Annotated in this window: 26 protein-coding genes and 1 pseudogene; 9 read left to right on the top strand and 18 right to left on the bottom strand. The window is 77.3% G+C overall.

Annotation, left to right across the window (positions count from 1 at the left end):
• Nucleotides 1–117: 117 nt before the first annotated feature.
• Together ACI798_RS13775 and ACI798_RS13770 are read right to left on the bottom strand one after the other, a co-directional pair.
• Nucleotides 118–1,083 carry a DUF3068 domain-containing protein gene (locus ACI798_RS13775; RefSeq protein ID WP_456942973.1) on the bottom strand — a complete coding sequence of 322 codons (966 nt, stop codon included), beginning with the start codon at nt 1,081–1,083 and terminating at the stop codon, nt 118–120.
• A 157-nt stretch (nt 1,084–1,240) separates the two neighbouring features.
• Nucleotides 1,241–1,981 carry a class I SAM-dependent methyltransferase gene (locus ACI798_RS13770; protein ID WP_457048160.1) on the bottom strand — a complete coding sequence of 247 codons (741 nt, stop codon included), beginning with the start codon at nt 1,979–1,981 and terminating at the stop codon, nt 1,241–1,243.
• 26 nt (nt 1,982–2,007) lie between these two features.
• Here ACI798_RS13770 and ACI798_RS13765 point away from each other — a divergent pair.
• Nucleotides 2,008–3,129, top strand: a pseudogene (locus tag ACI798_RS13765) (glycosyltransferase family 4 protein); the annotation flags it as partial.
• A gap of 72 nt (nt 3,130–3,201) precedes the next feature.
• Here the strand turns inward: ACI798_RS13765 and ACI798_RS13760 are convergent.
• Together ACI798_RS13760 and ACI798_RS13755 are read right to left on the bottom strand one after the other, a co-directional pair.
• The gene (locus tag ACI798_RS13760; protein WP_457048162.1) at nt 3,202–3,300 is read right to left on the bottom strand and encodes a hypothetical protein; all 99 of its coding nucleotides are present in this window, start codon (nt 3,298–3,300) and stop codon (nt 3,202–3,204) included.
• A 59-nt stretch (nt 3,301–3,359) separates the two neighbouring features.
• Entirely contained in the window at nt 3,360–5,105 is a 1,746-nt protein-coding gene (locus tag ACI798_RS13755) for a hypothetical protein (protein WP_457048159.1), read from the bottom strand.
• Nucleotides 5,106–5,164: 59 nt separating this feature from the next.
• Between ACI798_RS13755 and ACI798_RS13750 the strand changes: the two genes are divergently transcribed.
• Nucleotides 5,165–6,466, top strand: coding sequence for a hypothetical protein (locus ACI798_RS13750; protein WP_457048158.1), 1,302 nt, complete (start codon nt 5,165–5,167; stop codon nt 6,464–6,466).
• Here ACI798_RS13750 and ACI798_RS13745 read toward each other — a convergent pair.
• The gene (locus ACI798_RS13745) at nt 6,414–7,826 is read right to left on the bottom strand and encodes an MFS transporter (protein ID WP_457048157.1); all 1,413 of its coding nucleotides are present in this window, start codon (nt 7,824–7,826) and stop codon (nt 6,414–6,416) included. The genes ACI798_RS13750 and ACI798_RS13745 overlap by 53 nt on opposite strands.
• 178 nt (nt 7,827–8,004) lie before the next feature.
• Here ACI798_RS13745 and ACI798_RS13740 point away from each other — a divergent pair, with 178 nt between their 5' ends.
• The 3 genes from ACI798_RS13740 to ACI798_RS13730 all read left to right on the top strand — a co-directional run bounded on the left by ACI798_RS13740 (nt 8,005) and on the right by ACI798_RS13730 (nt 12,048).
• Nucleotides 8,005–8,409, top strand: coding sequence for a cupin domain-containing protein (locus ACI798_RS13740; protein ID WP_457048156.1), 405 nt, complete (start codon nt 8,005–8,007; stop codon nt 8,407–8,409).
• Between the two features lie 53 nt (nt 8,410–8,462).
• Nucleotides 8,463–11,291 carry an FAD-binding and (Fe-S)-binding domain-containing protein gene (locus tag ACI798_RS13735; protein ID WP_457048155.1) on the top strand — a complete coding sequence of 943 codons (2,829 nt, stop codon included), beginning with the start codon at nt 8,463–8,465 and terminating at the stop codon, nt 11,289–11,291.
• Nucleotides 11,292–11,388: 97 nt separating this feature from the next.
• Entirely contained in the window at nt 11,389–12,048 is a 660-nt protein-coding gene (locus tag ACI798_RS13730) for an NADPH-dependent F420 reductase (RefSeq protein WP_456942980.1), read from the top strand.
• Between the two features lie 2 nt (nt 12,049–12,050).
• Here ACI798_RS13730 and ACI798_RS13725 read toward each other — a convergent pair whose 3' ends face one another.
• Nucleotides 12,051–12,671, bottom strand: coding sequence for an SGNH/GDSL hydrolase family protein (locus ACI798_RS13725; protein ID WP_457048154.1), 621 nt, complete (start codon nt 12,669–12,671; stop codon nt 12,051–12,053).
• Nucleotides 12,672–12,780: 109 nt separating this feature from the next.
• On the opposite strand from ACI798_RS13725, the gene ACI798_RS13720 reads away from it, so the two are divergent.
• Nucleotides 12,781–13,269, top strand: coding sequence for a cation:proton antiporter regulatory subunit (locus tag ACI798_RS13720; protein WP_457048153.1), 489 nt, complete (start codon nt 12,781–12,783; stop codon nt 13,267–13,269).
• A 10-nt stretch (nt 13,270–13,279) separates the two neighbouring features.
• Nucleotides 13,280–14,461: a cation:proton antiporter gene (locus ACI798_RS13715; RefSeq protein WP_456942983.1), complete on the top strand. Its 1,182-nt coding sequence runs from the start codon at nt 13,280–13,282 to the stop codon at nt 14,459–14,461.
• A gap of 42 nt (nt 14,462–14,503) precedes the next feature.
• Here ACI798_RS13715 and ACI798_RS13710 read toward each other — a convergent pair whose 3' ends face one another.
• The 11 genes from ACI798_RS13710 to ACI798_RS13660 form a co-directional block, all read right to left on the bottom strand.
• Nucleotides 14,504–14,800 (bottom strand): hypothetical protein, encoded by a 297-nt coding sequence (locus ACI798_RS13710; RefSeq protein WP_457048152.1) that lies wholly within the window; start codon nt 14,798–14,800, stop codon nt 14,504–14,506.
• A gap of 107 nt (nt 14,801–14,907) precedes the next feature.
• Complete coding sequence (gene fabG / locus ACI798_RS13705) at nt 14,908–15,669, bottom strand: 3-oxoacyl-ACP reductase FabG (RefSeq protein ID WP_456942985.1); 762 nt, start codon at nt 15,667–15,669, stop codon at nt 14,908–14,910.
• Nucleotides 15,670–15,826: 157 nt separating this feature from the next.
• Nucleotides 15,827–16,246, bottom strand: a complete 420-nt coding sequence (locus ACI798_RS13700) for a DUF350 domain-containing protein (protein ID WP_456942986.1) — start codon at nt 16,244–16,246, stop codon at nt 15,827–15,829.
• Nucleotides 16,247–16,333: 87 nt separating this feature from the next.
• Complete coding sequence (locus ACI798_RS13695) at nt 16,334–16,813, bottom strand: AAA family ATPase (RefSeq protein ID WP_457048151.1); 480 nt, start codon at nt 16,811–16,813, stop codon at nt 16,334–16,336.
• Nucleotides 16,810–17,076: a hypothetical protein gene (locus ACI798_RS13690; RefSeq protein ID WP_456927976.1), complete on the bottom strand. Its 267-nt coding sequence runs from the start codon at nt 17,074–17,076 to the stop codon at nt 16,810–16,812. Before ACI798_RS13690 ends, ACI798_RS13695 begins: the two co-directional genes overlap by 4 nt.
• Nucleotides 17,077–17,161: 85 nt before the next feature.
• Nucleotides 17,162–18,490 (bottom strand): AI-2E family transporter, encoded by a 1,329-nt coding sequence (locus ACI798_RS13685; RefSeq protein WP_457048150.1) that lies wholly within the window; start codon nt 18,488–18,490, stop codon nt 17,162–17,164.
• 71 nt (nt 18,491–18,561) lie between these two features.
• Nucleotides 18,562–18,960 carry an ankyrin repeat domain-containing protein gene (locus ACI798_RS13680; RefSeq protein ID WP_456942989.1) on the bottom strand — a complete coding sequence of 133 codons (399 nt, stop codon included), beginning with the start codon at nt 18,958–18,960 and terminating at the stop codon, nt 18,562–18,564.
• A complete protein-coding gene (locus ACI798_RS13675; protein WP_457048149.1) occupies nt 18,957–19,724 on the bottom strand; it encodes a dienelactone hydrolase family protein in 768 nt (255 codons plus the stop codon). Before ACI798_RS13675 ends, ACI798_RS13680 begins: the two co-directional genes overlap by 4 nt.
• Before the next feature lie 47 nt (nt 19,725–19,771).
• The gene (locus ACI798_RS13670) at nt 19,772–20,311 is read right to left on the bottom strand and encodes a hypothetical protein (RefSeq protein WP_456942991.1); all 540 of its coding nucleotides are present in this window, start codon (nt 20,309–20,311) and stop codon (nt 19,772–19,774) included.
• 68 nt (nt 20,312–20,379) lie between these two features.
• Nucleotides 20,380–20,922 carry a hypothetical protein gene (locus ACI798_RS13665; RefSeq protein WP_456942992.1) on the bottom strand — a complete coding sequence of 181 codons (543 nt, stop codon included), beginning with the start codon at nt 20,920–20,922 and terminating at the stop codon, nt 20,380–20,382.
• Nucleotides 20,923–20,983: 61 nt separating this feature from the next.
• A complete protein-coding gene (locus ACI798_RS13660) occupies nt 20,984–21,448 on the bottom strand; it encodes a PPOX class F420-dependent oxidoreductase (RefSeq protein ID WP_387989820.1) in 465 nt (154 codons plus the stop codon).
• A 78-nt stretch (nt 21,449–21,526) separates the two neighbouring features.
• Between ACI798_RS13660 and ACI798_RS13655 the strand changes: the two genes are divergently transcribed.
• Nucleotides 21,527–22,888 (top strand): AI-2E family transporter, encoded by a 1,362-nt coding sequence (locus ACI798_RS13655; RefSeq protein ID WP_456942993.1) that lies wholly within the window; start codon nt 21,527–21,529, stop codon nt 22,886–22,888.
• Between the two features lie 70 nt (nt 22,889–22,958).
• Nucleotides 22,959–23,912 (top strand): proteasome assembly chaperone family protein, encoded by a 954-nt coding sequence (locus ACI798_RS13650; RefSeq protein WP_456942994.1) that lies wholly within the window; start codon nt 22,959–22,961, stop codon nt 23,910–23,912.
• 282 nt (nt 23,913–24,194) lie between these two features.
• On the opposite strand, the gene ACI798_RS13645 is transcribed toward ACI798_RS13650, so the two are convergent.
• Nucleotides 24,195–25,502 carry an MFS transporter gene (locus tag ACI798_RS13645; protein WP_457048148.1) on the bottom strand — a complete coding sequence of 436 codons (1,308 nt, stop codon included), beginning with the start codon at nt 25,500–25,502 and terminating at the stop codon, nt 24,195–24,197.
• Nucleotides 25,503–25,635 lie beyond the last annotated feature (133 nt).

Raw genomic sequence — 25,635 nt, 5'->3', positions numbered from 1 at the left:
GGTGGCGGCGGGGGTTTTTTTTGTTTGTGTGGTTTTGGGGGGGGGCGGCGGGGGGGGGGGGACTGGGGGGGCCGGGGGGGCGCGGGGCCCCCCCGCGCCCCGGGACCCGGCCCGGCCTCACTTGGCGAACGACACCGGTGCGGTCGGCGGGACGGCGGCCGTCGCGGGGGCCCGGTGGGCGCCCCGGTTCGCGCGCAGGAGCAGCACGGCACCGGCGACCAGCAGCAGGACGCCGAGCCCGGCGACGGCCAGCGGCAGGGTCCGCTGGACGAGGGTGATCTGGTCGCGGGTCCCGGCGGCGTCGGCGGCCGCGTCGCGCAGCCCCTCCTCGGTCGGGCCGAGGTCGGCCGCCAGCACCGTGACGCCGGTGGCGCCGCCGGGACCGCGCAGCGCGGTCACCGGGTGCTCCACCGAGCTGACGATCTTGCCGCTGACCGGCTCGACCAGGATCTCCCGCTCGCTGCTGAAGACGACGTCGGCGGTGACGGTCGCGTCGTCCGACTCGCCGGCCAGGCTGCCGGGGACCTCGATCTGGCGGATGACGGTCTCGGGGACCGACTGCAGGAAGCGGTAGACCTCGACGCCCTCGACCTCGTCCTCGCCGTCGTAGCGGGCGGTGACCGCCGCGCCGACGTTGCCGTTCCACACCTCGTAGTCCTGCCGCTGGGTGTCGAACGGGAAGGTGAGCGTCAGGCCGTCGATGTCCTCGCTGGCCGCGCCGCAGTCCACCGCCTCCGCGGTCGTGCGGTCCAGGCAGTTGACGACCTCGGTGGGCTCGGTGACCAGCGTGCCGTCCGCCGTGGTGATCGTCGTCCCCGAGGCCCACACGGCGACGTCGTCGGAGGCGTCCGGCGAGCCGGCGTCCCCCTGGACGGTCAGCCGCGCGGTGACCTCGCCCCGCGTCTCCTCCAGCTCTTCCATGTCCAGGTAGGTGGCGTCCTCGTCGACGACGGCCCGCGACGCCTGCTGGTCGAGGGGCAGGGTCACGAGGGTGGGCGCCAGCACCAGGCGGACGGCGAGCGCGGCGCCCAGGCACAGCGCGCCCAGGCCCAGCAGCACGAACCCGAGGACAGGACGACGCATGCGGGGGGACCTCCTCGACCGTGCGACGGCTCCACCGGCGTCGCAGCGCGGTCACATTACTGTCGGCTCCACCACACGCCAACACCGACCGGTTCCGGGCGGTACCGATCCCCCGATCGGGTCGGGTACCGGTGCGTACCGGCGTCGATAACGCCTGTTACCGCTCGTCACGCGCACGTCGGCGGAGCACCAGGACGACGTTCCAGCTCGCGACCTCCCGCAGGCCCGGGACGCGGGCGACCCAGACCGCCCACCACGGGTGGTAGCGCGGGCGGACGGCCACGAGGTCGGCGTCCGGGCAGCGCCGCGCCCAGCGGACCGCCGCCCCCGCGGAGACCGCGAACAGGGACTCGCCGTACCGGTTCTTCGGCTCGCGGCCGGTGCGCCGCCGGTAACGCCGGCGGGCCCGGGCGCCGCCGAGGTAGTGCCAGGGCGCGGTCTCGTGCCCGCCCCACGGCGACAGCCAGGGCGTGAACGAGAGCAGCACGGTGCCTCCCGGCCTGGTCACCCGCACCATCTCGTCGGCCATGACCCACGGGTGGCGCACGTGCTCCAGGACGTTCGAGGAGTAGCAGACGTCGACGGCGCCGGTGCGCACCGGCAGGGCCTCGCCGCTGCCGCGCACCGTCCCGGGCTCGGGCGCGCCGCGCGCGGCCATCTCGCCGGCGTCGGGCTCCAGGCCGACGTAGCGGGCGCCGGCCGCCCGGAAGGCGGCGGAGAAGTACCCCGGCCCGCCCCCGACGTCGAGGACGGTGGCCCCGGCGAGGTCGGTGTACCGGGCGAGCTGGCGCACCGAGTCGTCGGCGAGGACGCCGTAGAAGGAGGCGGGGTCGGTCTGCTCGCGCAGGAAGGCGCGGAACAGCCGCACCGACCGCCGCAGCGTCGCCGTCCGGTCCATTCGCGGTTCGTCCTCTCGGGTGGGGAATGCCGTCGATCGGGCGGGTGGAATGGCTGGTACCCGTCTGTATCGTGCCGCGGGTGATCCGCGTCTCCCCCCGGCGTGCGCCCGCCGACGTGCTGTTCGTCAACTGGCGCGACCTCGGTCACCCGGAGGGCGGCGGGTCCGAACGGTACGTGCACCGCGTCGCCGAGGGACTCGCGGCCGCGGGGCTGCGGGTGGAGATGTTCTGCGCCGCCCACGACCGCGCCCCGGCCGAGGAGGACGTGAACGGGGTGCACGTCGTGCGCCGCGGCGGCCGGCTCGGCGTCTACCCGCGGGCGCTGCTGCACGTCCGGCGCTCGCGCGCCCGGCTCGTCGTCGACGTGCAGAACGGCCTGCCCTTCTGCAGCCCGCTGGTCACCCGGGCGCCGGTGACGGTGCTGGTCCACCACGTGCACCGCGAGCAGTGGCCGATCGTCTTCGGCCGGCTCGGCGGCGCGGTGGGCTGGTGGCTCGAGTCGCGCGTCGCGCCGTGGGTCTACCGGCGGTCCCGCTACGTCACCGTCTCCGGGGCCACGCGCGCGGAGCTGGCCGGTCTCGGCATCGCGCCGTCCCGGGTCGCGGTCGTGCCCAACGGGGTGGAGCCGGTGCCGCCGGTGGCGGTGCGCCGCTCGCCGACGCCGCGGGTGGTCGTGCTCGGCCGGCTGGTCCCGCACAAGCGGGTCGAGCACGCCCTCGAGGTGCTGGCCCGGCTCCGGCAGCGGTGGCCGGACCTGGTCCTGTCGGTCGTCGGCGAGGGCTGGTGGGAGGACCGGCTGCGGGCCGAGGCCGAGCGGCTGGGCGTCGCCGACCGGGTCGAGTTCCACGGGTTCCTGGACGAGCCGGCCAAGCACGCCGAGCTCGCGCGGGCGTGGCTGCAGCTGTGCCCCTCGGTCAAGGAGGGGTGGGGCCTGGTGGTCACCGAGGCCGGCGCGCACCGGACGCCGACGGTGGGCTACCGGTCCTCGGGCGGGCTCACCGAGTCGGTGCTCGACGGCCGCACCGGCGTGCTGGTCGACGACCTCGGCGGGCTCACCGCGGCGGTGGACCGGCTGCTGGCCGACCCGTCCGCGCGGTCGGCGATGGGCGCCGCGGCGGCCCGGCACGCGGCCCGGTTCGACTGGCCGTCGGCCGTGCGGGGCTGGGCGCGGGTGCTGCGCGGGGTGCCGGCGCCCGCCCGTACGGACGCCGGCGGGGCCTCAGCCGCGGGTGCCGTAGTCGAGGACGTCGATCGACTGCTGGTCGCTCTGCTCGACCGCGGACGTGTCCGGGTCGACGGCGGCGGACACGCCGGCCACGGCGGCGGCGCCGATCCCGGCGCCGGCGCCGAGGGACAGGAGCACGGCCAGGAGGGTCTTCACGCGGGCACTCGCTTCCTCGGGGGACGACGACGGAGCGGGACCCTAGACGCCGCGAGCGTGATCCACAACGCAGCACCGGCCACCGCGCCCAGCGCGGCGCCGTGAGCGACCCCGACCGCGACCGCGCGCACCGCCGTCGGCCGGGGTCCCGGCAGCGCGCCGGGCACGCGGTACAGCCGCAGGTCGGCGCCGTCGACGACCAGCGGCAGGTCGGCCACGGCGGCGGCCACGGGCGGACCGGGCGTGTCGCGCTCCACCAGCACCCAGCCGACGCCGAGCCGGGCCAGCGCCCCCGGGTCCCCGGCGGCGGCGAGGACCTGCGCGGCACGGGCGTCCTCGCCCCGCACCGGCCGGCCGTCGACGACCAGCGTGTCGTCGGCGACGACCGGCCGGGACAGCCAGCGGGCCGCGGGGTCCAGCTGGGGGCGGCGGTCGTTCCAGCCGAACGCGCGGTAGGCGCCGGCGGGGAGGACCAGCACGTCGCCGGGCGCGGGGTCGTCGGCGAGCACGTCGCGCACGGCCTGCCAGTCGGCCGGCCAGGCCACCGGCTGCAGCCGGCCGCCCACCCCCCAGGCGAGGTCGGGGACGGCGACCAGCGGCAGCACCACCGCGGCGACGGCGACCGCCCCGGCGGCCGGGTCCGGCAGGAGCGCGCGGACGGCGGCGACGGCGCGCCGGGTGCCGACCCCGGCGCCGACGGCGAGCGGCAGCGCGAGCCACGCCGCGTACTTCTGCCCGTCGCGCAGCAGCCCGGCCCCCGGCACGCCGGCGACCGCGGCCTCGAGCAGGTCCCGCGTGCCGGGCAGGACGCCGGCGACGGCGAGCAGCAGGCCCGCGGCCCCCAGGACCAGCAGCCGGCCGCCGGCGCCCGCGCGGGCCGCCCGGGGCGCCCAGCCCGCGGTGGCGAGGGCGAGCAGCAGCGCGGTGACCAGCGGGGCGAGCACGGACGTGCGGCTCCCGGGGACGGCGGCGCCGTTCCAGATGCCACCGGTACCGAGGACGGCGACCACGGCGCCGGCCCAGTTCTCGCCGCGCGCGGCGAAGGCGGCCACCCCGGACGGGTCGGAGGTGCCGCCGGCCGGCGCGAGCAGTCCGGCCACCACCCACGGCGCGGACAGCAGCGCGACCGCGGCGAGCGCGCGGCCGGCGCGGCGGCGGCCGGTCCCGGCGAGCACGGCGCCCGCGGCGAGCAGGCTGCCGGTGGGGGTGAGCGCGGCCGGCGCGACGGCGAGCACCAGCCGGAGCAGCGCCCGCGGCTCGCCGGCGCGCAGCCGCAGCCCGGCCCGCACCACCCAGGGCAGCGCGGCCCACGCCAGCAGCAGCGTCCAGTGGCCGACGAGCAGCCGCTCGGCGAGGTAGGGGCTCCAGCCGTAGACCAGCCCGGCGACGGCGCCGGCCGCGCCGCGGCGGCCGTCGGGGCCCGGCGGCACCAGCCGCGCGGCGCCGAGCACCGCGGCGTAGACGGTCAGCAGCAGCACGGCGGCCTGCACCAGCGAGCCCGGCAGCACGGCGGTGAGCAGCGCGGCCGCGCCGTCGGCGGGGACCGCGCGGGGCAGCGCGCCGGACAGGCCGAGCGCGTCGAGGTCGAGGTCCTGGCGCGGCACGACGACCATGTCGGCGAGCAGCACGTACCCGGGCGCGAGCACCGGCGCGGTCACCAGCAGCGCCACCGCGGCGGCCAGCGCGCGGGCCGGCCACGGGGAGCGGTCGGGTGCCACGACGGGGTCGACGGCGGTCTCCACGCGCGCCCCTCTCCCCCGTCGTCCCCGGCTCCCGGGCGCCAGCAGCGTAGGGCGGGGGGATGAGGGGGACCCGCAGCCGGGCGGCCCGCGTGGCGCCGGCCGCGCTGGTGTCCGGGGCGCTGCTGTCGGTGAGTGCGCTGTCCTACGTGGTCACCGTGCTCGCCGCGCGGGTGCTCACCCCGGCGTCCTACGGGGAACTGGCCGCGCTGCTCGGCCTCCTGCTGGTCGGCACGGTGCCGGCCAGCGGCCTGCAGACCGCCACCGCGCTGCGGCTCGGCGGCCGGCCGCCGGGCGAGGCCGCGGCGGAGGTGCCGCGCCTGCACGCGACCGCGCTCGCCACCGGCGCCGCCACCGCGCTGGTCGGCCTGGCCGCGCTGGCCCCGGTGGTCGCCCTGCTGCGGCTGCCCGACGCGGCGGCGGCCGCCTGGCTGGTCGCCGCCCTCGTGCCGCACACGCTGGCCGGCACGTACGACGGCGTCCTGCAGGGCACCGGGCGGCACGGGCGGCTGGCGGTGGTCGTCGTCGCCTTCGGGACGCTCAAGACAGCGGGCGCGGTCGCCGGGCTGCTGCTGGGCGGGACGCCGGCCGCCGCCGTGGCCGGCGTGGCGGCGGGCAGCGCCGCCGGCGCGCTGGCGACCTGGGTCGGCGCCGGGCGGCCGGGCCTGGCCCGCGGGCTGCGCGCGCCCGCCCGGGCGGCGGCCCGGGCCGCGGGCGCGCTGGCCGGGCTGGTGCTGCTGGTGAACGTCGACCTGCTGCTCGCCCGGCACCACCTGCCGGCGGGACTGGCCGGCGAGTACGCCGTCGGTGCGGTGTTCGCCAAGGTCGCCTACTGGCTGCCGCAGGGCGTCGGGGTGGTCGTGCTGCCGCGGATGGCCGACGCCGCGGCCCGGCGGCGCGAGCTGCCCCGGGCGCTGGCGGTGGTCGGCGGGCTGGGCGCGCTGCTCACCGCCGCCACCGTCGCGCTCGGGCCGGCCGCGCTGCCGTTGGTGGGCGGGGCCGCCTACGGCACCGCCCTGGGCGGCTGGACCTGGGTGTTCACCGCCTGCGGCACGCTGTTCGCCCTCGCCCAGCTGCTCCTCTACTCCGGCATCGCCGCCGCGGACCGCGTCGCGGCCGCCGCGGTGTGGGGCGCCGTCGCGCTGGAGTGCGCGGTGGTGGAGGTCCTGGCCGCGGCCGGGCGGCTGTCGGTGCTCACCGTCGCCGGGACCGCGGCCGGTGCCGGCGTGCTGCTGGTGGCCGTCGGCCTCCTGCGGCTGCCCCGTGCGGCGCCGGACCCGGACGGCGACGCCGCGGTCGCCGCGACCGCGGTCAGCGGCGCGCCGGTCGCAGTGCCAGCACCGCCAGCGCCCCGGCCGCGCTGACCCCGGCGCCGGCGAGGGCGGCCGCGTCCCACCCGGCGAGCAGCCCGGCCGCGGTGCCGGCGGGCGCGCCCGCGGTCACCAGCAGGACGACCAGCGTGACGCCGACGGCGGCGCCCAGGTAGCGGGCGGTGTTGTTGGCGCCGCTGCCCATGCCGGCCCGCTCCGGCGGCACGTGCGCCACCGCCTCGCGGCCCAGCGCCGCGTTGGCCACGCCGTAGCCGACGCCGAGGACCAGCAGGCCCGGCAGCAGCGCGGCGGCCCGGTCGCCGGGGTCGAGGACGGCCAGCGCCGCCAGTCCCGCGGCCGACACGGCCAGGCCGCCGGCCAGCAGCACCCGCCCGTCGACGCCGGGCAGCCAGCGCAGCCCCACCGACGTCGCCGTCGCGACCGCGGACCACACCAGCACGAGCACCGTCGTCGCGAGCAGGCTCTCCCCCAGCGCCCGCTGCAGCACGGTGGCGAGGAAGGACATCAGCCCGACCGTGGCCGCGCCGGTGACCAGCGCGCCGACGCTCGCGGCCAGGAAGCCGCGGACGCGGAACAGGCCGAGGTCGACCATCGGCGCGCGCACCCGGGACTCGGTCAGCACGAACGCCACGGTGAGCACCGCGCCGCCGGCGAGCAGCGCGACCACCGTGGCGGTCCCGGTGCCGGTGCGGGTGGCCACCAGCCCGACGAGCAGGCAGCAGACCGCGGCGACGAGCAGGACCGGCCCGGCGACGTCGACCCGCGGCCGGCGGCCGGGCGCGGCCTCGGGCAGCAGCAGCCGGGCGGCGACCGCCAGGAGCAGCGTGACGACGGCGGTGGCGACGTGCGTGGCGCGCCAGCCGGTGTCGCCGTCGAGGAGCACCGCGGCCAGGCCGCCGACGCCGGTGCCCGCGCCGAGGCTGGCGCCCCACACCGCCGCCGCCCGCGCCCGCCCCGGGCCGAGCGGGAACACCTGCGCGATCAGCCCCAGCGAGCAGGCCAGGACGGCCGCGCCGCCGACGCCCTCGACCAGCCGGCCGGCGACGAAGACCCCGGTCGACCCCGCGGCGGCCGACAGCGCGGCGCCGGCGGCGAGCAGCACGAGGCCCGCGGTGAACACCCGGCGGCGGCCCACGTCGTCGGCGGCGGCACCGGTGACCAGCAGCGCCGCGGCCAGCCCGACGCTCATCGCCGACAGCAGCCACGCCTGCCCGCCCGCGCCGGTGCCCAGGTCCGCCGCGGTGGCCACGGCGGTGGCCAGCGGGGTGACGAAGGCGGCGAGGACGACGAGGGTGCTGACCGCGACGACGGCGAGCGTCCGCCGCTGCAGCACGGCGGCCGGGGCGGAACCGGCGGCCGCGGGGAGGGGACGGGACTCGACCGATCGGGACACGCGCGCCCCCAGCAGGCTTGTCGGTTGGACATTCCAACCTGGATGCCGGCGACGCTAGCAGGAGCGGCGGCGGCCGCACCACCCCCGCGGGGGACCAGGCATGGCCGGCGGCACCGGGGGGCAAGGGTCGGACGAGGAGCACCGTCCGGGTGCCGCGAGACAGGGAGGAGCGCCGTCGATGGCGTCCGTCATCCACTTCACCATCGCGACCGTCGCCGAGGAGAGCCCCGACTTCCGCCGGGTCCTGTGGACCGGGGAGAAGACACAGTTGGTCGTCATGACCATCCCGCCGGGTGGGGAGATCGGCGAGGAGGTCCACGAGGACATCGACCAGATCCTCACCTTCGTCAGCGGCATCGGTGAGGCGAAGGTCGGCGGGGCCACGAAGAAGGTGGCGCAGGGCGACCTGGTCGTCGTCCCGGCCGGGACCAAGCACAACTTCGTCAACACGGGCGAGAACCCGTTGATCCTGTACACGGTCTACGGCCCGCCGGAGCACGCCGACGGCGCGGTGCACAAGACGAAGGAGGAGGCCGACGCGGCGGAGGAGTCCGGCGAGGACGAGCCGCCGACCGGGAACTGACACGCTGCCCCGGTGCCGTCCGCGCCCGTGGCGGCACCGGGGACACTGGGAGGGTGAGCAGCGCCGTCGCCGACACCACCTCCGACACCGCCGAGGTCACCGCCGCGCTCCGCCGGGCCGGGATCGGCGACGTCGACGACTCGGGCCTGGCCCGGGCGCTGTACTCCTCCGACGGCTCGCTGTACCGCGTGCTGCCGCGCGCGGTCGTCCGCCCGCGCGACGCCGACGAGGTCGTGGCGGCCCTCGAGGTGTGCCGGACGCTCGGCGTGCCGCTGACCATGCGCGGCGCGGGCACCTCGATCGCCGGCAACGCGGTGGGCACCGGCGTCGTCGTCGACACCAGCCGGTACCTGGACCGGGTGCACGCGGTCGACGCCGAGGCGCGCACCGCGGTCATCGACCCCGGCGTCGTCCAGGCGCGGCTGCAGCTGGCCGCCCGGCCGCACGGGCTGCGCTTCGGGCCGGACCCGAGCACCGCCAACCGCTGCACCGTCGGCGGGATGATCGGCAACAACGCCTGCGGGTCGCGCGCGCTGGGCTACGGCCGGACGTCGGACAACGTCGTCGGCCTCGACGTCGTCACCGGGACCGGGCAGCGGCTGCGGCTGTCGTCGGGGTCCGCCGTCGACGGCCTCGAGGACCTGCGCGCCCTGGTCGGCCGCGAGCTGGCCACCATCCGCACCGAGCTCGGCCGCTTCGGCCGGCAGGTGTCGGGCTACTCGCTGGAGCACCTGCTGCCCGAGCGCGGCTTCGACGTCACCCGTGCGCTGGTGGGCAGCGAGGGGACGCTGGCCGTCGTCCTCGGCGCCACCGTGCGGCTGGTCGCCGACGCCCCGTACCGCGGGCTGGTGGTGCTCGGCTACCCGTCGATGGCCGACGCCGCCGACGCCACCCCCGGCCTGCTCCGGCACGGGCCGACCGCCGTCGAGGGCCTGGACGAGCGGATCGTGCAGCGGCTGCGCGACGTGCCGGCCGCCGTCGTCCCGGACCTGCCGCGCGGCGCGGGCTGGCTGATCGTCGAGGTCACCGGCGACACGGTCGCGGAGGTCGAGGCCACGGGCGCGGCCGTCGTCACCGACGCCGGCGCGCTGGACGCCCTCGTGGTCACCGACGTCGCGCACGCCGCCGCGATCTGGCGGATCCGCGAGGACGGCGCGGGCCTGGCCGCGCGCACCTCCGACGGCCGCCCCGCGCACGCCGGCTGGGAGGACGCCGCGGTGCCGGTGGAGTCCCTGGGCGCCTACCTGCGCGAGTTCGACGCGCTGCTGGCGCAGCACGGGCTGCAGGGCGTGCCGTACGGGCACTTCGGCGACGGCTGCGTGCACGTGCGCATCGACTTCCCGTTCGGGCGCGAGCCCGACCGCGGCCGCGCCGCCTACCGCTCGTTCGTCGAGGACGCCGCCCGGCTGGTCGCCCGCTACGGCGGGTCGGTGTCGGGTGAGCACGGCGACGGACGGGCCCGCAGCGAGCTGCTCGGCACCATGTACTCCCCCGCCGCGCTCGACCTGTTCGCGCAGGTCAAGGCGCTGTTCGACCCGGACGACGTACTGAACCCCGGCGTGCTGGTGCGCCCGGCCCGCCTCGACGACGACGTCCGGGTGGCCGCCGCGCCCCGGCTGCGGGACGGCCTGGCGCTGGCCTACCGGCACGACGACGGCGACCTGTCCAACGCCGTGCACCGCTGCACCGGCGTCGGCAAGTGCCGGGCCGACCCGTCCGGCGTCGCGGTGATGTGCCCGTCGTTCCCGGCCACCCGCGAGGAGAAGGACTCCACCCGCGGCCGGGCCCGGGTGCTGCAGGAGATGCTCGCGCCCGGCGGGCCGGTGCGGGACTGGCGCTCGCCGGAGGTGCACGCCGCGCTCGACCTGTGCCTGTCGTGCAAGGGCTGCTCGCGGGACTGCCCGACCGGCGTGGACATGGCCAGCTACAAGTCCGAGGTGCTGCACCAGTCCTACCGGCGGCGGATCCGGCCGCTGGCGCACTACACGCTGGGGAAGCTGCCGATGTGGTCCGACCTGGCCGCGCGGGCGCCGCGGCTGGTCAACGCGGTGCTGCGCAACCGGCTCGGCGGGCGGCTGGCGAAGTGGGGCGCCGGCGTGGACCGGCGGCGGTCGCTGCCGTCGTTCGCGCCGCGCACCTTCCGGCAGTCGTTCTCCCCGCGGCCGGGCGGCGGCGCGCCGGTGGCGCTGTGGGTGGACTCTTTCACCGACCACTTCGCACCGGAGGCCGCGCACGCCGCCGTCCGGGTCCTCGAGGCGGCCGGCTACTCCGTGCAGGTGCCCGGCGACGACACCTGCTGCGGCCTGACCTGGATCACCACCGGCCAGCTGGACACGGCGAAGCGCATCCTCGGCGACACCGTGCGCCGGCTGGCGCCGCTGGCCGACGCCGGCATCCCGATCGTCGGCGTGGAGCCCTCGTGCACCGCGGCGCTGCGCAGCGACGCGGTCGAGCTGCTCGACGACCCGGCCGCCGGACGGGTCGCCGCGGCCACCCGGACGCTGGCCGAGCTGCTCACCGCCACCGAGGGCTGGGCGCCGCCGTCGCTGGCCGGCGTCGAGGTGGTCGCGCAGCCGCACTGCCACCACCACGCGGTGATGGGCTGGGCGACCGACGAGCGGCTGCTGCGCCGGGGCGGTGCGGCGGTCACCCGGCTCGGCGGCTGCTGCGGGCTGGCCGGCAACTGGGGCGTCGAGCGCGGGCACCACGAGGTGTCGGTGACGATCGCGGAGCAGCAGCTGCTGCCCGCCGTCCGGGCGGCCGGGCCGGACGCCGTCGTGCTGGCCGACGGGTTCTCCTGCCGCACCCAGCTCGACCAGCTCGCCGACCGGCCCGGCCGGCACCTCGCCGAGCTGCTCGCCGACGCGCTGGACCGGACATAGGGAGCGATCCCCGCGTTCCCGGCGCGGGGACGCAGGGATCGCTTCCCACACCTCGGCGGCCGGGAATGGGCCGCCGGGCGGCGCGTTGGCGCGAGGCATGACCACTCTCGGCATCATCGGCGCCGGCCACATCGGCACGGCGCTCGCGCAGGCGGCCACCGACCTCGGCCACGACGTCGTCCTCTCCAACTCGCGCGGCCCGGAGACCCTCGCCGGCCTCGTCGACGCGCTCACCGACCGGCCCTCCCGGCGCGGCTCGGTGCGCGCGGCCACGGCCGCCGAGGCGGGCGCCGCCGGCGACCTGGTCGTCGTCACCGTGCCGCTCAGGGCCGTGCCGGACGTCCCGGTCGAGCCGCTGGCCGGGAAGGTCGTGATCGACACCAACAACTACTACCCGGAGCGCGACGGGCACGTGGCCGCCCTCGACGAGGGGACCACCACCAGCTCCCAGCTGCTGCAGGACCACCTGCCCACGTCGCGCGTGGTCAAGGCGTTCAACCACATCGCCGCCGCGCAGATCACCGCCCGGCGGACGCCGAGCGGCACGCCGCACCGGCGCGCGCTGGTCGTGGCCGGGGACGACGCCTCGGCGAAGGACGTCGTCGCCTCGTTCATCGACGAGGTCGGCTTCGACGTCCTCGACCTCGGCCCGCTGGCCGAGAGCTGGCGGATCGAGCCCGGCACCCCCGGCTACGGGCCGGACCTGGACCTCGAGGGTCTGCGCCGGGCGACCGCGGAGGCGACCCGGGCCGCGTGAGCTCAGGCGGCGCGGCGGTCCCGGCGGGCGCGGGCTGCGGCCAGCACCGTCGGGGCCAGCGCGGCCGCGATCCGCGCGTAGCCGGCCGAGGAGGGGTGGAACCGGTCGGCGGAGAACAGTGCCGGGTCGGTGGTGAACGCCCGGCCCACCTCGCCGGACACGGCCGCGACGACGGCGCCGCGCGCCTGGGCCACCTCCGCCTGCCGCAGCTGCATCGCCGCGCAGGCGGCCTGCACCACCGGCCGGAACGCCGGCGGCACGAACGGCACGCTGGACATGTCCGGCGCCGGCACCACGACGACGTCGGTGCCCGCGGCGCGCAGCCCGTCGACGGCGGCGCCGAGCGCGGCCACCGCCGGCTCGACCGGGAGGAACCGGGCGAGGTCGTTGGCGCCGATCACCACGACGGCGAGGTCGGCGCCCAGGGGCGCTGTGCGGCGTACCTGCGCGGCGAGGTCGCGGGAGACGGCGCCGGGCACGGCCAGCACGGACAGGTCGGTCTCGATGCCCGCACTGCGCAGCACCTGCGCCAGCCGCGGGCCGAGGCCGTCCTCGACCCGCGCGGCACCGGTGCCGTACGCGATCGAGTCACCGAGGACGGCGAGGTGGAGACGGTCGGTCACGCCCGGTACAACGCCGGCCGGCGGGGCGCTCTGCCCGCCGGCGCGGCCGGCCGCCGGTGACCCCGGCCACCGTGCGCCCCGACCTGCGACGCTCTGCCACGATGCCCGCGTGGTGGATCTCGACGAGACCATGCTGCCCGGCGTCGGCGTGCGCTACGGACTCACGACGCGCGCCGGTGACCGCCTGGCCGTCGTCGTCCAGCGCGAGGGTGGCGCGGAAGTGGCCGTGTTCGACCGGCGCGACCCGGACCGCGCCCGCGCCGTGTTCCGGCTCGACGCCGAGGAGACCGGCGTCCTGGCCGAGCTCCTCGGCGCGCCCCGGCTGACCCAGCGGTTCGTGGACCTCTCCCGGGAGGTGCCGGGCCTCGAGTCCGCCCGCTTCCTCGTCCGGCCGGGATCCCCCTTCGACGGGCGTCCGCTCGGGGAGACCCGCGCCCGCACGCTGACCGGGTGCTCGATCGTGGCCGTGGTGCGCGAGAGCGACGTCGTCCCCTCTCCCGGGCCGGCGGAGGTCCTGCACGCCGGGGACGTGCTGGTCGCCATCGGCTCCGACGCCGGGCTCACCCAGCTCGGCGCGCGGCTGGACGGCGCGGCCTAGGCCCCCCGGCGTGCACGGCACCGAGGCGCTGCTGGTCGAACTGGGGCTGCTCTTCCTGGGGCTCGCGCTGCTCGGCCTGCTCGCCCGGCGCCTGGACCTCTCCCCCATCCCGTTCGTCCTCGTGGCCGCGCTGGCGGTGGGCGAGGGCGGGGTCGCGCCCCTGACCACGGCCACCCCGTTCATCGAGGCCGCGGCCGAGATCGGCGTCGTGCTGCTGCTGCTCGCCCTCGGCCTGGAGTTCTCACCGGACGAGCTGTTCGCCTCGCTGCGCCACCACGGCCGTTCGGGCGTGGTGGACCTGCTGCTCAACGCGCCGCCGGGCATCGTGGGCGGCCTGGCGCTCGGTCTGCCCTGGCAGGGAGCGCTGGCCCTCGGCGGCATCACCTACGTCTCGTCGTCGGGCATCGTGGCCCGGCTGCTGGCCGACCTCGGCCGGCTGGCCAACCGGGAGACGCCGGCCGTGCTGTCGGTCCTGGTCCTCGAGGACCTCGCGATGGCGCTGGTGCTGCCGCTGCTCGCGGTGGCGCTGGCCGGGGGCGGCCCGGCCGCGGCCGCGGGCGGCCTCGCCCTGGCCGCCGGGGCCGTGGTGCTGGTCCTGGCCGCCGCCCGGCGCCACGGTCACCGCCTCGGGGTGCTGCTCACCTCTCCCGACGACGAGCAGGTCCTCCTGCGGCTGGTCGGGCTGACCCTGCTGGTCGCCGGCGCGGCCCAGGCGCTGGGCGTCTCGGCCGCGGTCGGCGCCTTCCTCGTCGGGCTGGCCCTGCCCGCCCCCTTCGCCGCACGGGTGCGGCGGATCCTCACCCCGCTGCGCGACCTGTTCGCGGCCACCTTCTTCGTGGCCTTCGGGCTGGGCACCGACCCCGCCGACGTCCTCCCGGTCCTGCCGGCGGCGCTGCTCCTCGCCGTCGTGACGGCGGCGACCAAGGTGGGGACCGGCTGGTACGCCGCGCGCCGGGACGGGGTCGCGGCTCCGGGCCGCTGGCGTGCCGGGACGGCGCTGATCGCCCGCGGGGAGTTCTCCGTGGTCATCGCCGGGCTGGCCGTGGTGGCCGGCCTGCCCGAGCTCGGTCCCCTGACCACCGCGTACGTGCTGGTGCTCGCCGTCGCCGGCCCCGTGGTGACCCGGCTGGCCGAGCCCCGGACCGCGCTCCCCGGCACGGCCCACCCGGGGCCCGGGGCGCCGGCCGCGTGAGCGTCGGCGCCGCGGGCCCGGGGTGGGACACGGCCGCTGCGGTCAGTGCAGGACGGGCGCGCCGCCCTGCTCCTCGGCCAGCCGCTGCGCGCCCGACGTCGTCTTCAGCGGCTTCTCCGGGATGAACAGCACCACGAGCAGCGCGAGCGCGGCCGGCGGCGTGGCGATGAGGAACAGCTCCGCGGTGGCGTCGGCGTAGGTGCCCCGCACCAGCCCGACCACCTCCGGCGGCAGCGCGCTGACGTCCGGCGCCGCGGCCTCGCCGCCCGGGGCCGGCGCGCCGCCGCCGAGGGCACCAAGCCCGTCGGCGACCCGCGCGGCCAGCACCGCGCCGAGCATGCTGACGCCGATGGTGCCGCCGAGGCTGCGTGAACGGCCCCACAACACGACGGGGCCCGGCCGGGATCTCTCCCGGCCGGGCCCCGAAGGTGCGTGCGTGGTGGCTGTCAGGCCTTCGGGCCGCCCGCGGCGTAGACGACCTGGCCGGAGACGAAGCCCGCGCCCTCGCTGACGAAGAACGACACCAGGTGGGCGATGTCCTCGGGCTGGCCGACGCGGGCCACCGGGATCTGCGAGGCGGCGCCCTTGATGAAGTCGTCGAAGGCGATGCCCATGCGCTCGGCGGTGGCCATCGTCATCTCGGTCTGGATGAAGCCCGGGGCGATGGCGTTGGCGGTGACGCCGAACTTGCCCAGCTCGATGGCGAGGGTCTTGGTGAAGCCCTGCAGGCCCGCCTTCGCCGTCGAGTAGTTCGCCTGGCCGCGGTTGCCCAGCGCCGAGGTGCTCGACAGGTTCACGATCCGGCCCCACTTGGCCTCGACCATGTGCTTCTGGCAGGCCCGGCTCATGAGGAAGGCGCCGCGCAGGTGCACGTTCATGACCAGGTCCCAGTCGACCTCGGTCATCTTGAACAGCATGTTGTCCCGGATGACGCCGGCGTTGTTGATCAGCACGACCGGCGGGCCGAGCTCCGCGGCGATCCGGTCGACGGCGGCCTGCACCTGCTCGGCGTCGCTGACGTCGGCGCCCACGCCGAGCGCGCGCCCGCCGGCGGACTCGATGGCCTGCACGGTGTCCTTGGTGTTCGCCTCGTCGAGGTCGAGCACGGCGACGGCGAAGCCGTCGGCGGCCAGGCGCTTCGCCGTCGCGGCGCCGATGCCGCGCGCGGCGCCGGTCACGATGGCGACGCGGGGGGTGGCCTCGCTCATGGCAGTTCCTCTCGTTGGTGGCGGCGTCGTCGCCGGCCGGTCCGGGTGGGGGGCTCGGGCCGGGTCGACCCCGCGCCGGCCCCCGGGCTGCGCCGGACAGGTTACGGCGGGCTCCCGCGGCGTCCGGAGACGCCCCCGTACCGGTGCGCGGCGGCCGTCAGGGCCAGATCGAGGCGACGATGATCGCGGCGACCGAGAGCTGGGCCGCGCCCATCACGAGGCAGGCGGGGTGGAAGCCGGGCTCGGTGACGAGGTGCCCCATCTTCCCCGGGGTGAGCAGGTCGAGGATGACGAAGGCGACGGCCTGCAGCACCACGCCGAGCACGCCGAACACGACGGTCCAGAGCAGCGCCTCCCCGAACCCGGACGTCGCGTTGGTCCAGATCGAGGCGAAGATGACCGCGCCCTGGGCGAGGAACCCGGCGGACAGGACGACCGCGGCGCTCACCGACCGGTCCTCGTAGATGCGCCGGCCCAGGTGGCCGGGCGTCAGCAGGTCGAGGACGAGGAAGCCGAGGGCCAGCAGCACGAGGCCGACGGCGGTGTAGGCGACGGCGTAGCCGAGGCTGGCCAGCACGGGACGGGTACCTCCGGGGGCGGGAGCGGACGGGCCTGCCAGTTCCTACCGCACCGGCTCCCCCGGCCGCACGCGACCGCCCGCCGGTCAGTCCCCCGGGCGCACGACGTCACCCCGCACGCCGTCACCCCGCACGCCGCCACCCCGCACGACGTCGACCCGGTCGAAGCCCTCGGCCTCGGTGGGCGGGGCAAGGCGGGCGCGGGCGGCGTACACGCCGACCAGCGGCACCGGCGACTCGCGGGCGGCGTTGCGCGCCAGGCACTCCTCGAGCGGGGTGTCCACCCAGATCGCGCGCACCGGCACGCCGGCCGCGCGGGCCGCGGCGACCAGCGGGGCGCGCTCCTCCGGCGACGGACTGGTGTTGTCGACGACGACGCTGCGCCCGGCCGCCAGCAGCCCGGCGACGACCCGCTGCTGCCGGGCCTCCCGCCGGCGGGCGCGGGGCCAGTGGTCCTTGCTCACCACCTCGTGGGTGGCGGCGAGGGTCCGCTCCACCCAGGTCGACTTGCCCGCGCCCTGCAGGCCGACCATCACCACCAGCTCGGGTGAGGTGCTGGGGTTCACGCGCTCCGGCGCAGCGGGGTCACCGGCTCGTCGTCGTCCTCGAACACCGGGCGGGCCGCCGGGTGCTCGACCAGCGCGAGCACCCTCCCGGACATGAAGCGTGCGGTGCGCACGGGCGTGCCGCCGCGGGTGGTCTCGGTGACCTCCACGACGCCGCGGCCGTGGGACACGTCCACCCGGCGCCCGGCGCGGGTGGCCTCGATCTCGTAGGTGCGGGTGTCGCCACCGGCGTCGATGACGACCTCGACACGATCGCCCTTCACGGGTCCTCCTCGGGGTCTCGCCGGGACCTTCTCCCGGCTTGTGGACAACGTCCTCCAGACCCCTGACATTCCCCGAACGCGCTGGTCAGTCCCCGGATCCGCGCCGCGAGGGCCAGTGCGGGTGCAGCGCCCGGACCGAGGCCAGCGCCGCCCGGCGGGCCTGCGCGCGCTGCCGCGCGCGGCTGGTCCGCGGGGCCCGCGGCTCCTCCCGCAGCAGCGCGTCCAGCCAGTGCCCCCGCGGGTCGACGTCGACCAGCAGCGCTTTCACCAGCAGCGTGAGCGGGATGGCCAGCAGCGCGCCCAGCGCGCCGAGCACCCAGCCCCAGAACAGCAGCGCGAGGAAGGTGACCGTCATCGACAGGCCGACCGAGTCGCCGACGAAGCGCGGCTGGATGAGCGTCTGCACCACGAAGTTGAGCAGCGAGTAGACGACGATGATCACCCAGAACTCGGTCCAGCCGCCGGCGAGCAGGCCGAGCAGCGCCGGCGGGATGACGCCGAGCACGAAGCCGATGTTGGGCACGTAGTTGGTGATGAACGACAGCAGGCCCCACAGCACCGGCAGCGGGACCTCGAGGATCGCCAGCGCGACGGTGTCGCCCACCGCCACGATCGCGCCGAACACGGTGCTCACCAGCAGGTAGCTGCGGGTGCCGCGGGCGAACAGGCCGAGCGCGATGGGCAGGTGCGGCCGGTCCTCGGCGACCAGCGCCAGCCGGCGGCCGAACCCGCCGGACTCGATGGCGAGGAAGACCATCGCCGACAGCAGCAGCACCAGCGTGCTGGCGGTGTCGGTGACCCGGGCGAGCAGGTCGGTGGCGAGGCCGACGAGCTGGCCGTAGTCGAACCGGTCGACCAGGTCCTGGATCTGCGTCGAGGACAGCCCGGCCTCGTCGAGCCGCTGCACCGTGTCGTCGAGCAGCACCGCGAACTGCGGGGCGTAGTCGGGCAGCAGGACGGCGAACTGGGCGATCGCCACCACCAGCAGCGACCCGAGGCCGAGCAGCACGCCCCACACGAGCAGCAGCAGCACGCCGGCCGCCGCCCAGCGCGGCACGTGGTGGCGCAGCAGCCAGCGCTGCACCGGCATGAGCGCCACGACGACGACCAGCGCGAGCAGCACCGGCGCGACCAGCCAGGCGATCTCCCGCACCCCGGCGACGGCGATCGTCGCGGCCGCGGCCCCGACGAGCAGCACCAGCCAGCGGGGCAGCCCGCCGGGGCCGGACGGCGTGCCGGCCGGTCCCGCCGCCGGGCCGCCGTCGGGGGCGGGGGTGAGGGTGACGTCGGCGGCCAGCGGGAGCCCGTCGGCCAGGTCCCCCGGCAGCTCGGTGGGCTCCGGCGGGACCACCCGGGAGGCCCCGGTGCGCGTCCGCTCCGCACCCGGCTCGGGCAGGTGCGACTGCGCGGCCATGGACGTCCTCCCCCCGTAACGGCGCCGTGACGCCCCAGGGTGTCACGGCGGGGCGGCTCCCGCGGGGAGCCTCAGCCGGACCGGCCCTCGAGCAGCGCGGTCATCTCCGGCAGGTCGAAGAACGCCGCGGTCTCGCGGGCGCTGGGCCCGCCGGCGTCGGGGTCGGCGCCCGCGGCCAGCAGCGTCCGCACGCCGGCCTCGGAGCGGCGGAACACCGCCGCGGCCAGCGCCGTCTGCCCGCGGTCGTTGGCCCGGCCCGGGTCGGCGCCGCGCTCGAGCAGCGCGGCCACCGTGTCCGGGTGGTCGTGGTAGGCGGCCAGGATCAGCAGCGTGTCGCCCTTGTCGTTGGTGAGGTCCACCGGGACGCCGGCGTCGACGTAGGCGGTGAGCTCCTCGGTGTGGCCGAACCGGGCCAGGTCGAAGACCCGCGCGGCCAGCTCGACGACGCCGGGGTCGATCGGCTCGCTCACGACCGCGCCCCCGTCCCGAGGCCGTCGACGAGGGCCAGGATCCGGCGCCAGGCGTCCTGGCAGGCATCCTCCCACTCGGGCGCGGCGCGGTCGAAGAAGGAGTGCGGGGCGCCGTCGTAGACGGCGGTCTCGACGTCGGCGCCGGCGGCGCGCATCGTCTCCGCGAGCGCGAGCTGGTCCTCGACGGGGGTGGCGGCGTCGGCGCCGGCGACGATCATCAGCGTCGGGCGCGAGGCCCGCCCGGCGGCGTCGCCGACCATGGCCGGCCGGCCGTAGAAGCCCACGCAGGCGGCGACGTCGAGGTCGCCGCCGGACTGCCGCCAGGAGTGGCTGCCGCCGAAGCAGAAGCCGACGGTGACCACCGCCAGGTCGGGCCGGGTGCGCCGGCGCAGGTCGGCGACCGCGGCGGAGAGGTCGGCGTCGACCCCCTCGGGCGTGGTCTGCGGGACGTGCGCCTGCCAGTCGAAGCCGGCGTCGCGCGTGCCGCCCTCGGCCGTGCCGGCGGTGCGCCCGAAGTAGTCGACGGCGACGGCGGGCACGCCGGCCTCGGCGAAGCGCTCGGTCAGCGCGACGTAGTAGGGGTGCAGCCCGCGGATGTCCGGGAGGACCACCACGCCGGCGGGCGCGGCCGCGACGTCGGCGGGCAGCGCCCAGGCGGCGGAGACCTCCGTGCCGTCGGCCGCGGTGAGGACGGTGAGGCCGCGGTCGCCGACCTCCCCCGTGCGCGGCGGGGCGGGCGGGCGGCCGGCGGGGTCGTGGCACATGGCCCTGTGCTACCAGGCCGCGCCGGGCACCGCGCGAGGGACCCGGGTCAGACGCCGCCGGTGCGCTCGGCGGCCCCCGCCCGGCCGCCGAAGACGGCGGCGGCCACCTCGCGGCGGGCGTCGGTGAGCCACGCGTACTGCCGGTGCGCCTGGTCGATGAGCCGGTCGAGCTCGGCCCGGTCCAGCCGGTGGTCGGCCTCGGCGACGATCCGCAGCGTCTCGAAGCCGCTGCGCTTGGCGCGCACCCCGGAGGCGAGGAACTCGAACTCGACGAGGTCCGACAGCGGCGAACGGGACAGCAGCCGGCCGTTGAGCTTGGCGCGGGTGATCTTCTCCGCCAGCCAGACGCCGAGCTGCTTGTACTGCCGCACCGGGATGCCGAGCGCCCGGGCGGTGGCCAGCAGCGAGGACTTCTCCTCGCGCAGCTCGCCGAGCAGCTGGGTCAGCGGCGCCTCCCAGCGGGAGCCGCGGTGCACGCCCAGCATCCGGCCGACCAGCTCGATGCCGCCGGTGGCCGAGGCGAGGTGGTCGTTGACGTAGACGCCGAGGAGCTCGGCGTTGCGCAGTGGCTGCACGGGTTCGGACACGGGACCTCCTGCGGGGCGGGACGTCCCCATCCTCCGGGACCGGTGATCACCGCGCGCGGCGGCGTCCCTCATCCGGGCGGCCGGCCGGCGGCACGGGCGAGCAGCCGCGCGGCGGCCGGGCGCAGCTCCTGCTCCAGCTCCCAGGACCCCGCGGCCAGCCGCTGTGCGACCGCCTGCCGGGAGACGCCGAGCGCGGCGGCCGCGGCGGCCCGTGTGGCGCCGGCCGCGACCAGGTCGACGGCGGCCCAGGCCGCGGCGCTGCGGCGGGCGAGCAGGACGGCGAGCGCGGTGAGCACCGCCTGTGCGTCGGCGGCCGCCTCGGCGTCGGACCCGCGCACGGCCAGCCGGGCCGGGCGGCGCCCGGCGGCCTCCAGGGCGCGGCGCGCGGCCAGCACCACCGGGCCGTCGCCCGGACCGGCCGGCGCCGCGCCGACGCCGATCCGCCGGCCGCCCTCCCGCGCCAGCGCCGCGACGGCGTCGACCGCGGCTGGGGCGTCGACGACGGCCGCCCAGCCCTCCCCCACCGCCCGCGCGCCGGCCCCGAGGACCGCCGGGGGGCCGCCGGCGGCGGAGCCCGCGGTCAGCGGGGCGCACGCGACGGCCAGGGGCACGCGGGCAGCGTCGCCGCCGGCCGGGCCGGGTGCAAGCTCCTGGGCTTGCCCGGCGCGCCGGTCAGTCCTGCGCGAGCTCGGGTGGGAAGCCGCCGGTGGCCACCGGCCCCCAGCGCTCGATCGTGACCCGCAGCAGCGACTTGCCCTGCCGGGCCATCGCCGCGCGGTACTCGTCCCAGTCGGGGTGCTCCCCGCTGATCGACCGGAAGTACTCGACCAGCGGCTCCAGCGCCTCCGGCAGGTCCAGCACCTCGGCCCGGCCGTCCACCTGCACCCACGCGCCGTCCCAGTCGTCGGACAGGACGCAGAGGGAGACGGCGGGGTCGCGGCGGGCGTTGCGCACCTTGGCGCGCTGCGGGTAGGTGGAGACGACGACCCGGCCCTCGGCGTCGACGCCGTAGGTCACCGGGGACAGCTGCACCCCGCCCTCCCGGCGCCGGGTGAGCAGCACCGCGCGGTGCCGCGGGCGGAGGAAGTCGAGCAGCTCGGCGCGCTCGACCCGGTCGGCTCTGGCGGTCCTGGGCACGTCCCCGACGCTAGCCGCGGCCGGCGGCCCTCCCGCCGTCGGGCGGTGGGCGGCGGTGATCCGTGGTGCGATGTGACCATGAGGTTCCGCCTGTCCGGACGCCGGGACGACGCCCCCGGCGGTGGCGGCGCGTCCGCCGCCGGCGCTCCCCCGGCCGGGGACCGCGCGGCCGACGACGCCTCCGGCACCCGGCCGGTCGGCGACGAGCGGGCCACCCCGACGCTCACCGGCGAGGGCGGCCCGGGCGACCCGCGCGCGGCCGACCACGACGCGACGGCGGCCCCCGCCCCGACCTGGCAGCGCGGCGAGCGCGTCCGCTCCGCCACGCGCACCCTCGCCATCGCCTCGGCGCAGCTGCTGCTCATCAGCGCGGCGCTGGTGGTCATCGGCTGGGTCCTGGGCAAGCTGTGGGTCGTCCTCCTGCCGGTCATCCTCGGTCTGCTGTTCGCCACCGTGCTGTGGCCGCCGACCCGGTTCCTGCGCCGGCACGGCTGGCCCCCCGCCCTCGCCGCGGCGCTCGTGCTGCTGCTGTTCCTCGGGGTCATCGGCGGGCTGATCGCGGTCATCGCGCCGCAGGTGGCCGACCAGGTCACCGAGCTCGCCGACCAGTTCACCAGCGGTCTGCAGCAGATCCAGAACTGGCTGCAGGGCCCGCCGCTGAACATCGACGAGGAGCAGCTCGGCCGGTACGTCGACCAGGCGATCGACTCGGTCCAGAACAACGCGTCCAACATCGCGGGCTACGCCGCCACCGGCGCCTCCGCCGTCGGCAACGGGCTGATCAACCTGGTGCTGGCGCTCGTGCTGGCCTTCTTCTTCGTCAAGGACGGGCCGCGCTGGGTGCCGTGGCTGGCCGCGCAGACCGGGCCGAAGGCCGCGCCGCACGTGGCCGCGCTGTCGCAGAAGACCTGGACCACCCTGTCGGAGTTCATCAAGCAGCAGGCCCTGGTCGGCTTCGTCGACGCCTTCTTCATCGGCCTGGGCCTGTGGATCCTCGACGTGCCGCTGGTCGTCCCGCTGGCCGTGCTGACCTTCTTCGGCGCGTTCATCCCGATCATCGGTGCGTTCGTCGCCGGCGCGTTCGCCGTCCTGATCGCGCTCGTCGACGAGGGCCTCACGGTGGCGCTGATCGTCTTCGGGATCGTGCTGCTGGTGCAGCAGATCGAGGGCAACGTGCTGCAGCCGATCATCCAGGGCCGCGGGTTCAACCTGCACGCCGCGGTGGTCATCCTCGCCGTGACCGCCGGCGGCAGCCTGTCCGGGATCATCGGCGCCTTCCTCGGGGTGCCGGTGGCCGCGCTGATCGCCGTCGTCTACCGCTACACGCGCGACGTCCTCGACGGGCGCCATCCCGAGGTCGCCGGCGACGGCACGCGTCACCAGGTGGCCGGCGACGACGACGGCGCCGTCCTGACCCGCTCGCCCGCGGCGCCGGCCTGACCGGCCGGGAATGCGGGCCCGGTCGCCGTCGCTGATCCCTGACGACGTCCGACCAGCAGGAGGTGCCCCCGTGGCGCAGCGACCGGAGGAGCTCGTCCAGCTCACTCCCGAGGCCGACCCGTTCCTCGCCGCCGAGGAGGCGGCCGCCGGGGCCGCGCAGCGGCGCGGCCTCGTGCTCGTGCACGCCCTCGCCGGCGACTTCGACGCCGCCTCGTCCGCCCAGCTCGCCGCCTCGCACCTGCTGGCCTCGCTGCCGCACCGCACCGTCGCGCGGTTCGACGCCGACCTGCTGGTCGACTACCGCGCCCGCCGTCCGCGGATGTCGTTCAACGGCGACCACTACGAGGACTTCACCGCGCCGGAGATCGTGCTCTCGGCGCTGGAGGACGACGCCGGCGAGCCGTTCCTGCTGCTGCACGGCCCGGAGCCGGACTACCGGTGGGAGGGCTTCGTCGCCGCCGTCGCCGGGGTGGTCGAGCGGCTGGGGGTGACCTCGGTGGTGGCGCTGCAGGCCATCCCGATGCCGGTGCCGCACACCCGGCCGGTGACGGTCACCGCGCACGCCACGCGGCGGCAGCTCATCGAGTCCTACCCCGTCTACTGGGGCGAGCTGCGCGTCCCGGGCAGCGCCCCGGCGCTGCTGGAGCTGCGCCTGGGCGAGGCCGGCGTGGACGCCCTCGGCGTGGCCGCGCACGTGCCGCACTACCTGGCGCAGGCCACCTACCCGGCCGCGACGCTGACGCTGCTCGAGCACCTGGGCCGGCTCACCGGCCTGCTGCTGCCCACCGAGACGCTGCGCGAGGCCGCCCAGGAGCACCGCACCGAGGTCGACGAGCAGATCGCCCGCTCGGCCGACAACACCGCCGTCGTGGCCGCGCTCGAGCAGCAGTACGACCAGTTCGCCGCCGCCCGCGAGGGCGAGGACCTGCTCGGCGGGGGCGGCGAGGTGCCCAGCGGCGACGAGATCGGCGCGGAGTTCGAGCGCTTCCTCGCCGAGCAGGACCGCCGCGGACGAAGCGACTGACGGCGTCCCGAGTGGGCCCCGGAGGGGTCCCCGAGGAGGACTCGACCGCGGGGCTCCGCCCTCAGGGGGACGGCACCTGGCCGCGGTGCGGTCCGGCGAGCGGGGCCCGCAGGGTCCCCGAGGAGGACTCGACCGCGGGGCTCCGCCCTCAGGGGGACGGCACCTGGCCGCGGTGCGGTCCGGCGAGCGGGGCCCGCAGGGTCCCCGAGGAGTACTCGACCGCGGGGCTCCGCCCTCAGGGGGACGGCAGCTGGCGGCGGTGCGGTCCGGAGGACCGCGGTGTCATCGCGCGGGGCGCATCGCCCGCGTGACGCTCAGGGCCAGCGCGCCCAGTGCGCCGACGACGGCGAACACGTAGAAGCCCCACGGGAAGGCGATGCCCGCCGTCACCAGGGCCCCGGTGATCACCGGCCCGACGATCGCGCCGATCCGGCCGGCCCCGGCCGACCAGCCCAGCGCGGTGGCGCGCACGGCCGGCGGGTGGTTGGCGCTGGTGAACGCGTACACGAGCACCTGCGCCGAGAAGACGAAGCAGCCGGTGAGGAAGCACATCAGGTAGAGGCCCGCGGTGGGCAGCTCGACCGACAGCAGCGCCAGGAACAGCGCGCCGGAGGCGAACCAGATCATCCCGGCGGTGCGGGCGCCGATGCGGTCGGCGACCGTGCCGGCCACCAGCAGACCGACGATGGCGCCGACGTTGAGCACCAGCAGGAACGCCAGGGAGGAGCCGAGGTCGTAGCCGGCCTCGCGCATGATCGTCGGCAGCCAGTTGTTCAGGCCGTAGACCAGCAGCAGCCCCATGAACGAGGTCACGCCGATGGCCACGGTGTTGCGGGCGAACCCGCCGGTGAACAGCGAGCGGACGGTCGAGGCGGCGCCGGCGGTCGCGCCGGCCGACGCCGGGCCCGCGGTCCTCTCCAGCTCCAGCCCGTACCGGCGGGCCACCTCCTCGGCCTCCGCCCGCCGGCCGGCGGCCTGCAGGAAGGACGCCGACTCCGGCAGCCGCGCGACCATCAGCGGGACGAGCACCAGGGCCGGGGCCGCGCCGATGACGAACATCCACCGCCAGCCCAGCGACGGGATGACCACGATGGCCAGCGCCGCGGTGGCCACGGCGCCGACGTGGTAGCCGGTCATGATCGTCGTGGTGGCCCGGCCGCTGCGCCCGGCGCGGGTGAACTCGTTGACCATGGCGATCGCCGTGGGCAGGCAGCCGCCGAGGCCCAGGCCCGCGAGGAAGCGCAGCACCCCGAAGACGACCTCGTTGGGCGCGAACGCGCACAGCAGGGTGAACAGCGAGAAGGACGCCACGGCGCCGATCAGCGCCTTGCGACGGCCGACCAGGTCGGTGAGCGTGCCGATGGTCAGCGCGCCGATCATCATGCCGACCAGGCCGATGGTGATCACCGCGGTGGCGCCGGTGCCGGTGAGGGCGAACTCCTCCGGCTCCGACAGCGTGGGGACCACGGTCCCGACGACGACCAGGTCGAAGCCGTCGAGCAGCACCGCGATCCAGCACAGCGGCGCGACCCACCCGGCGGCCCGGGCGGCGGCGCCGGGCGTCGTCGGGCGGACGGGGGTCGAGCTCATCGGTGTCCTCCACGGCGAGGCGACGGCGGTCGACCGACGGTAGGAGCGCCCCGCGCCGCGTCCCAATCGGCTCCCGCCCAGCGGAAGTCCGCCGCGCCCCGACACGACAGCGGGCCGCGCCCGGGGATCCCGG

This window comes from Geodermatophilus sp. SYSU D01045 (genome assembly GCF_054050295.1).
This window is presented reverse-complemented; position numbering and strand designations above follow the sequence as displayed.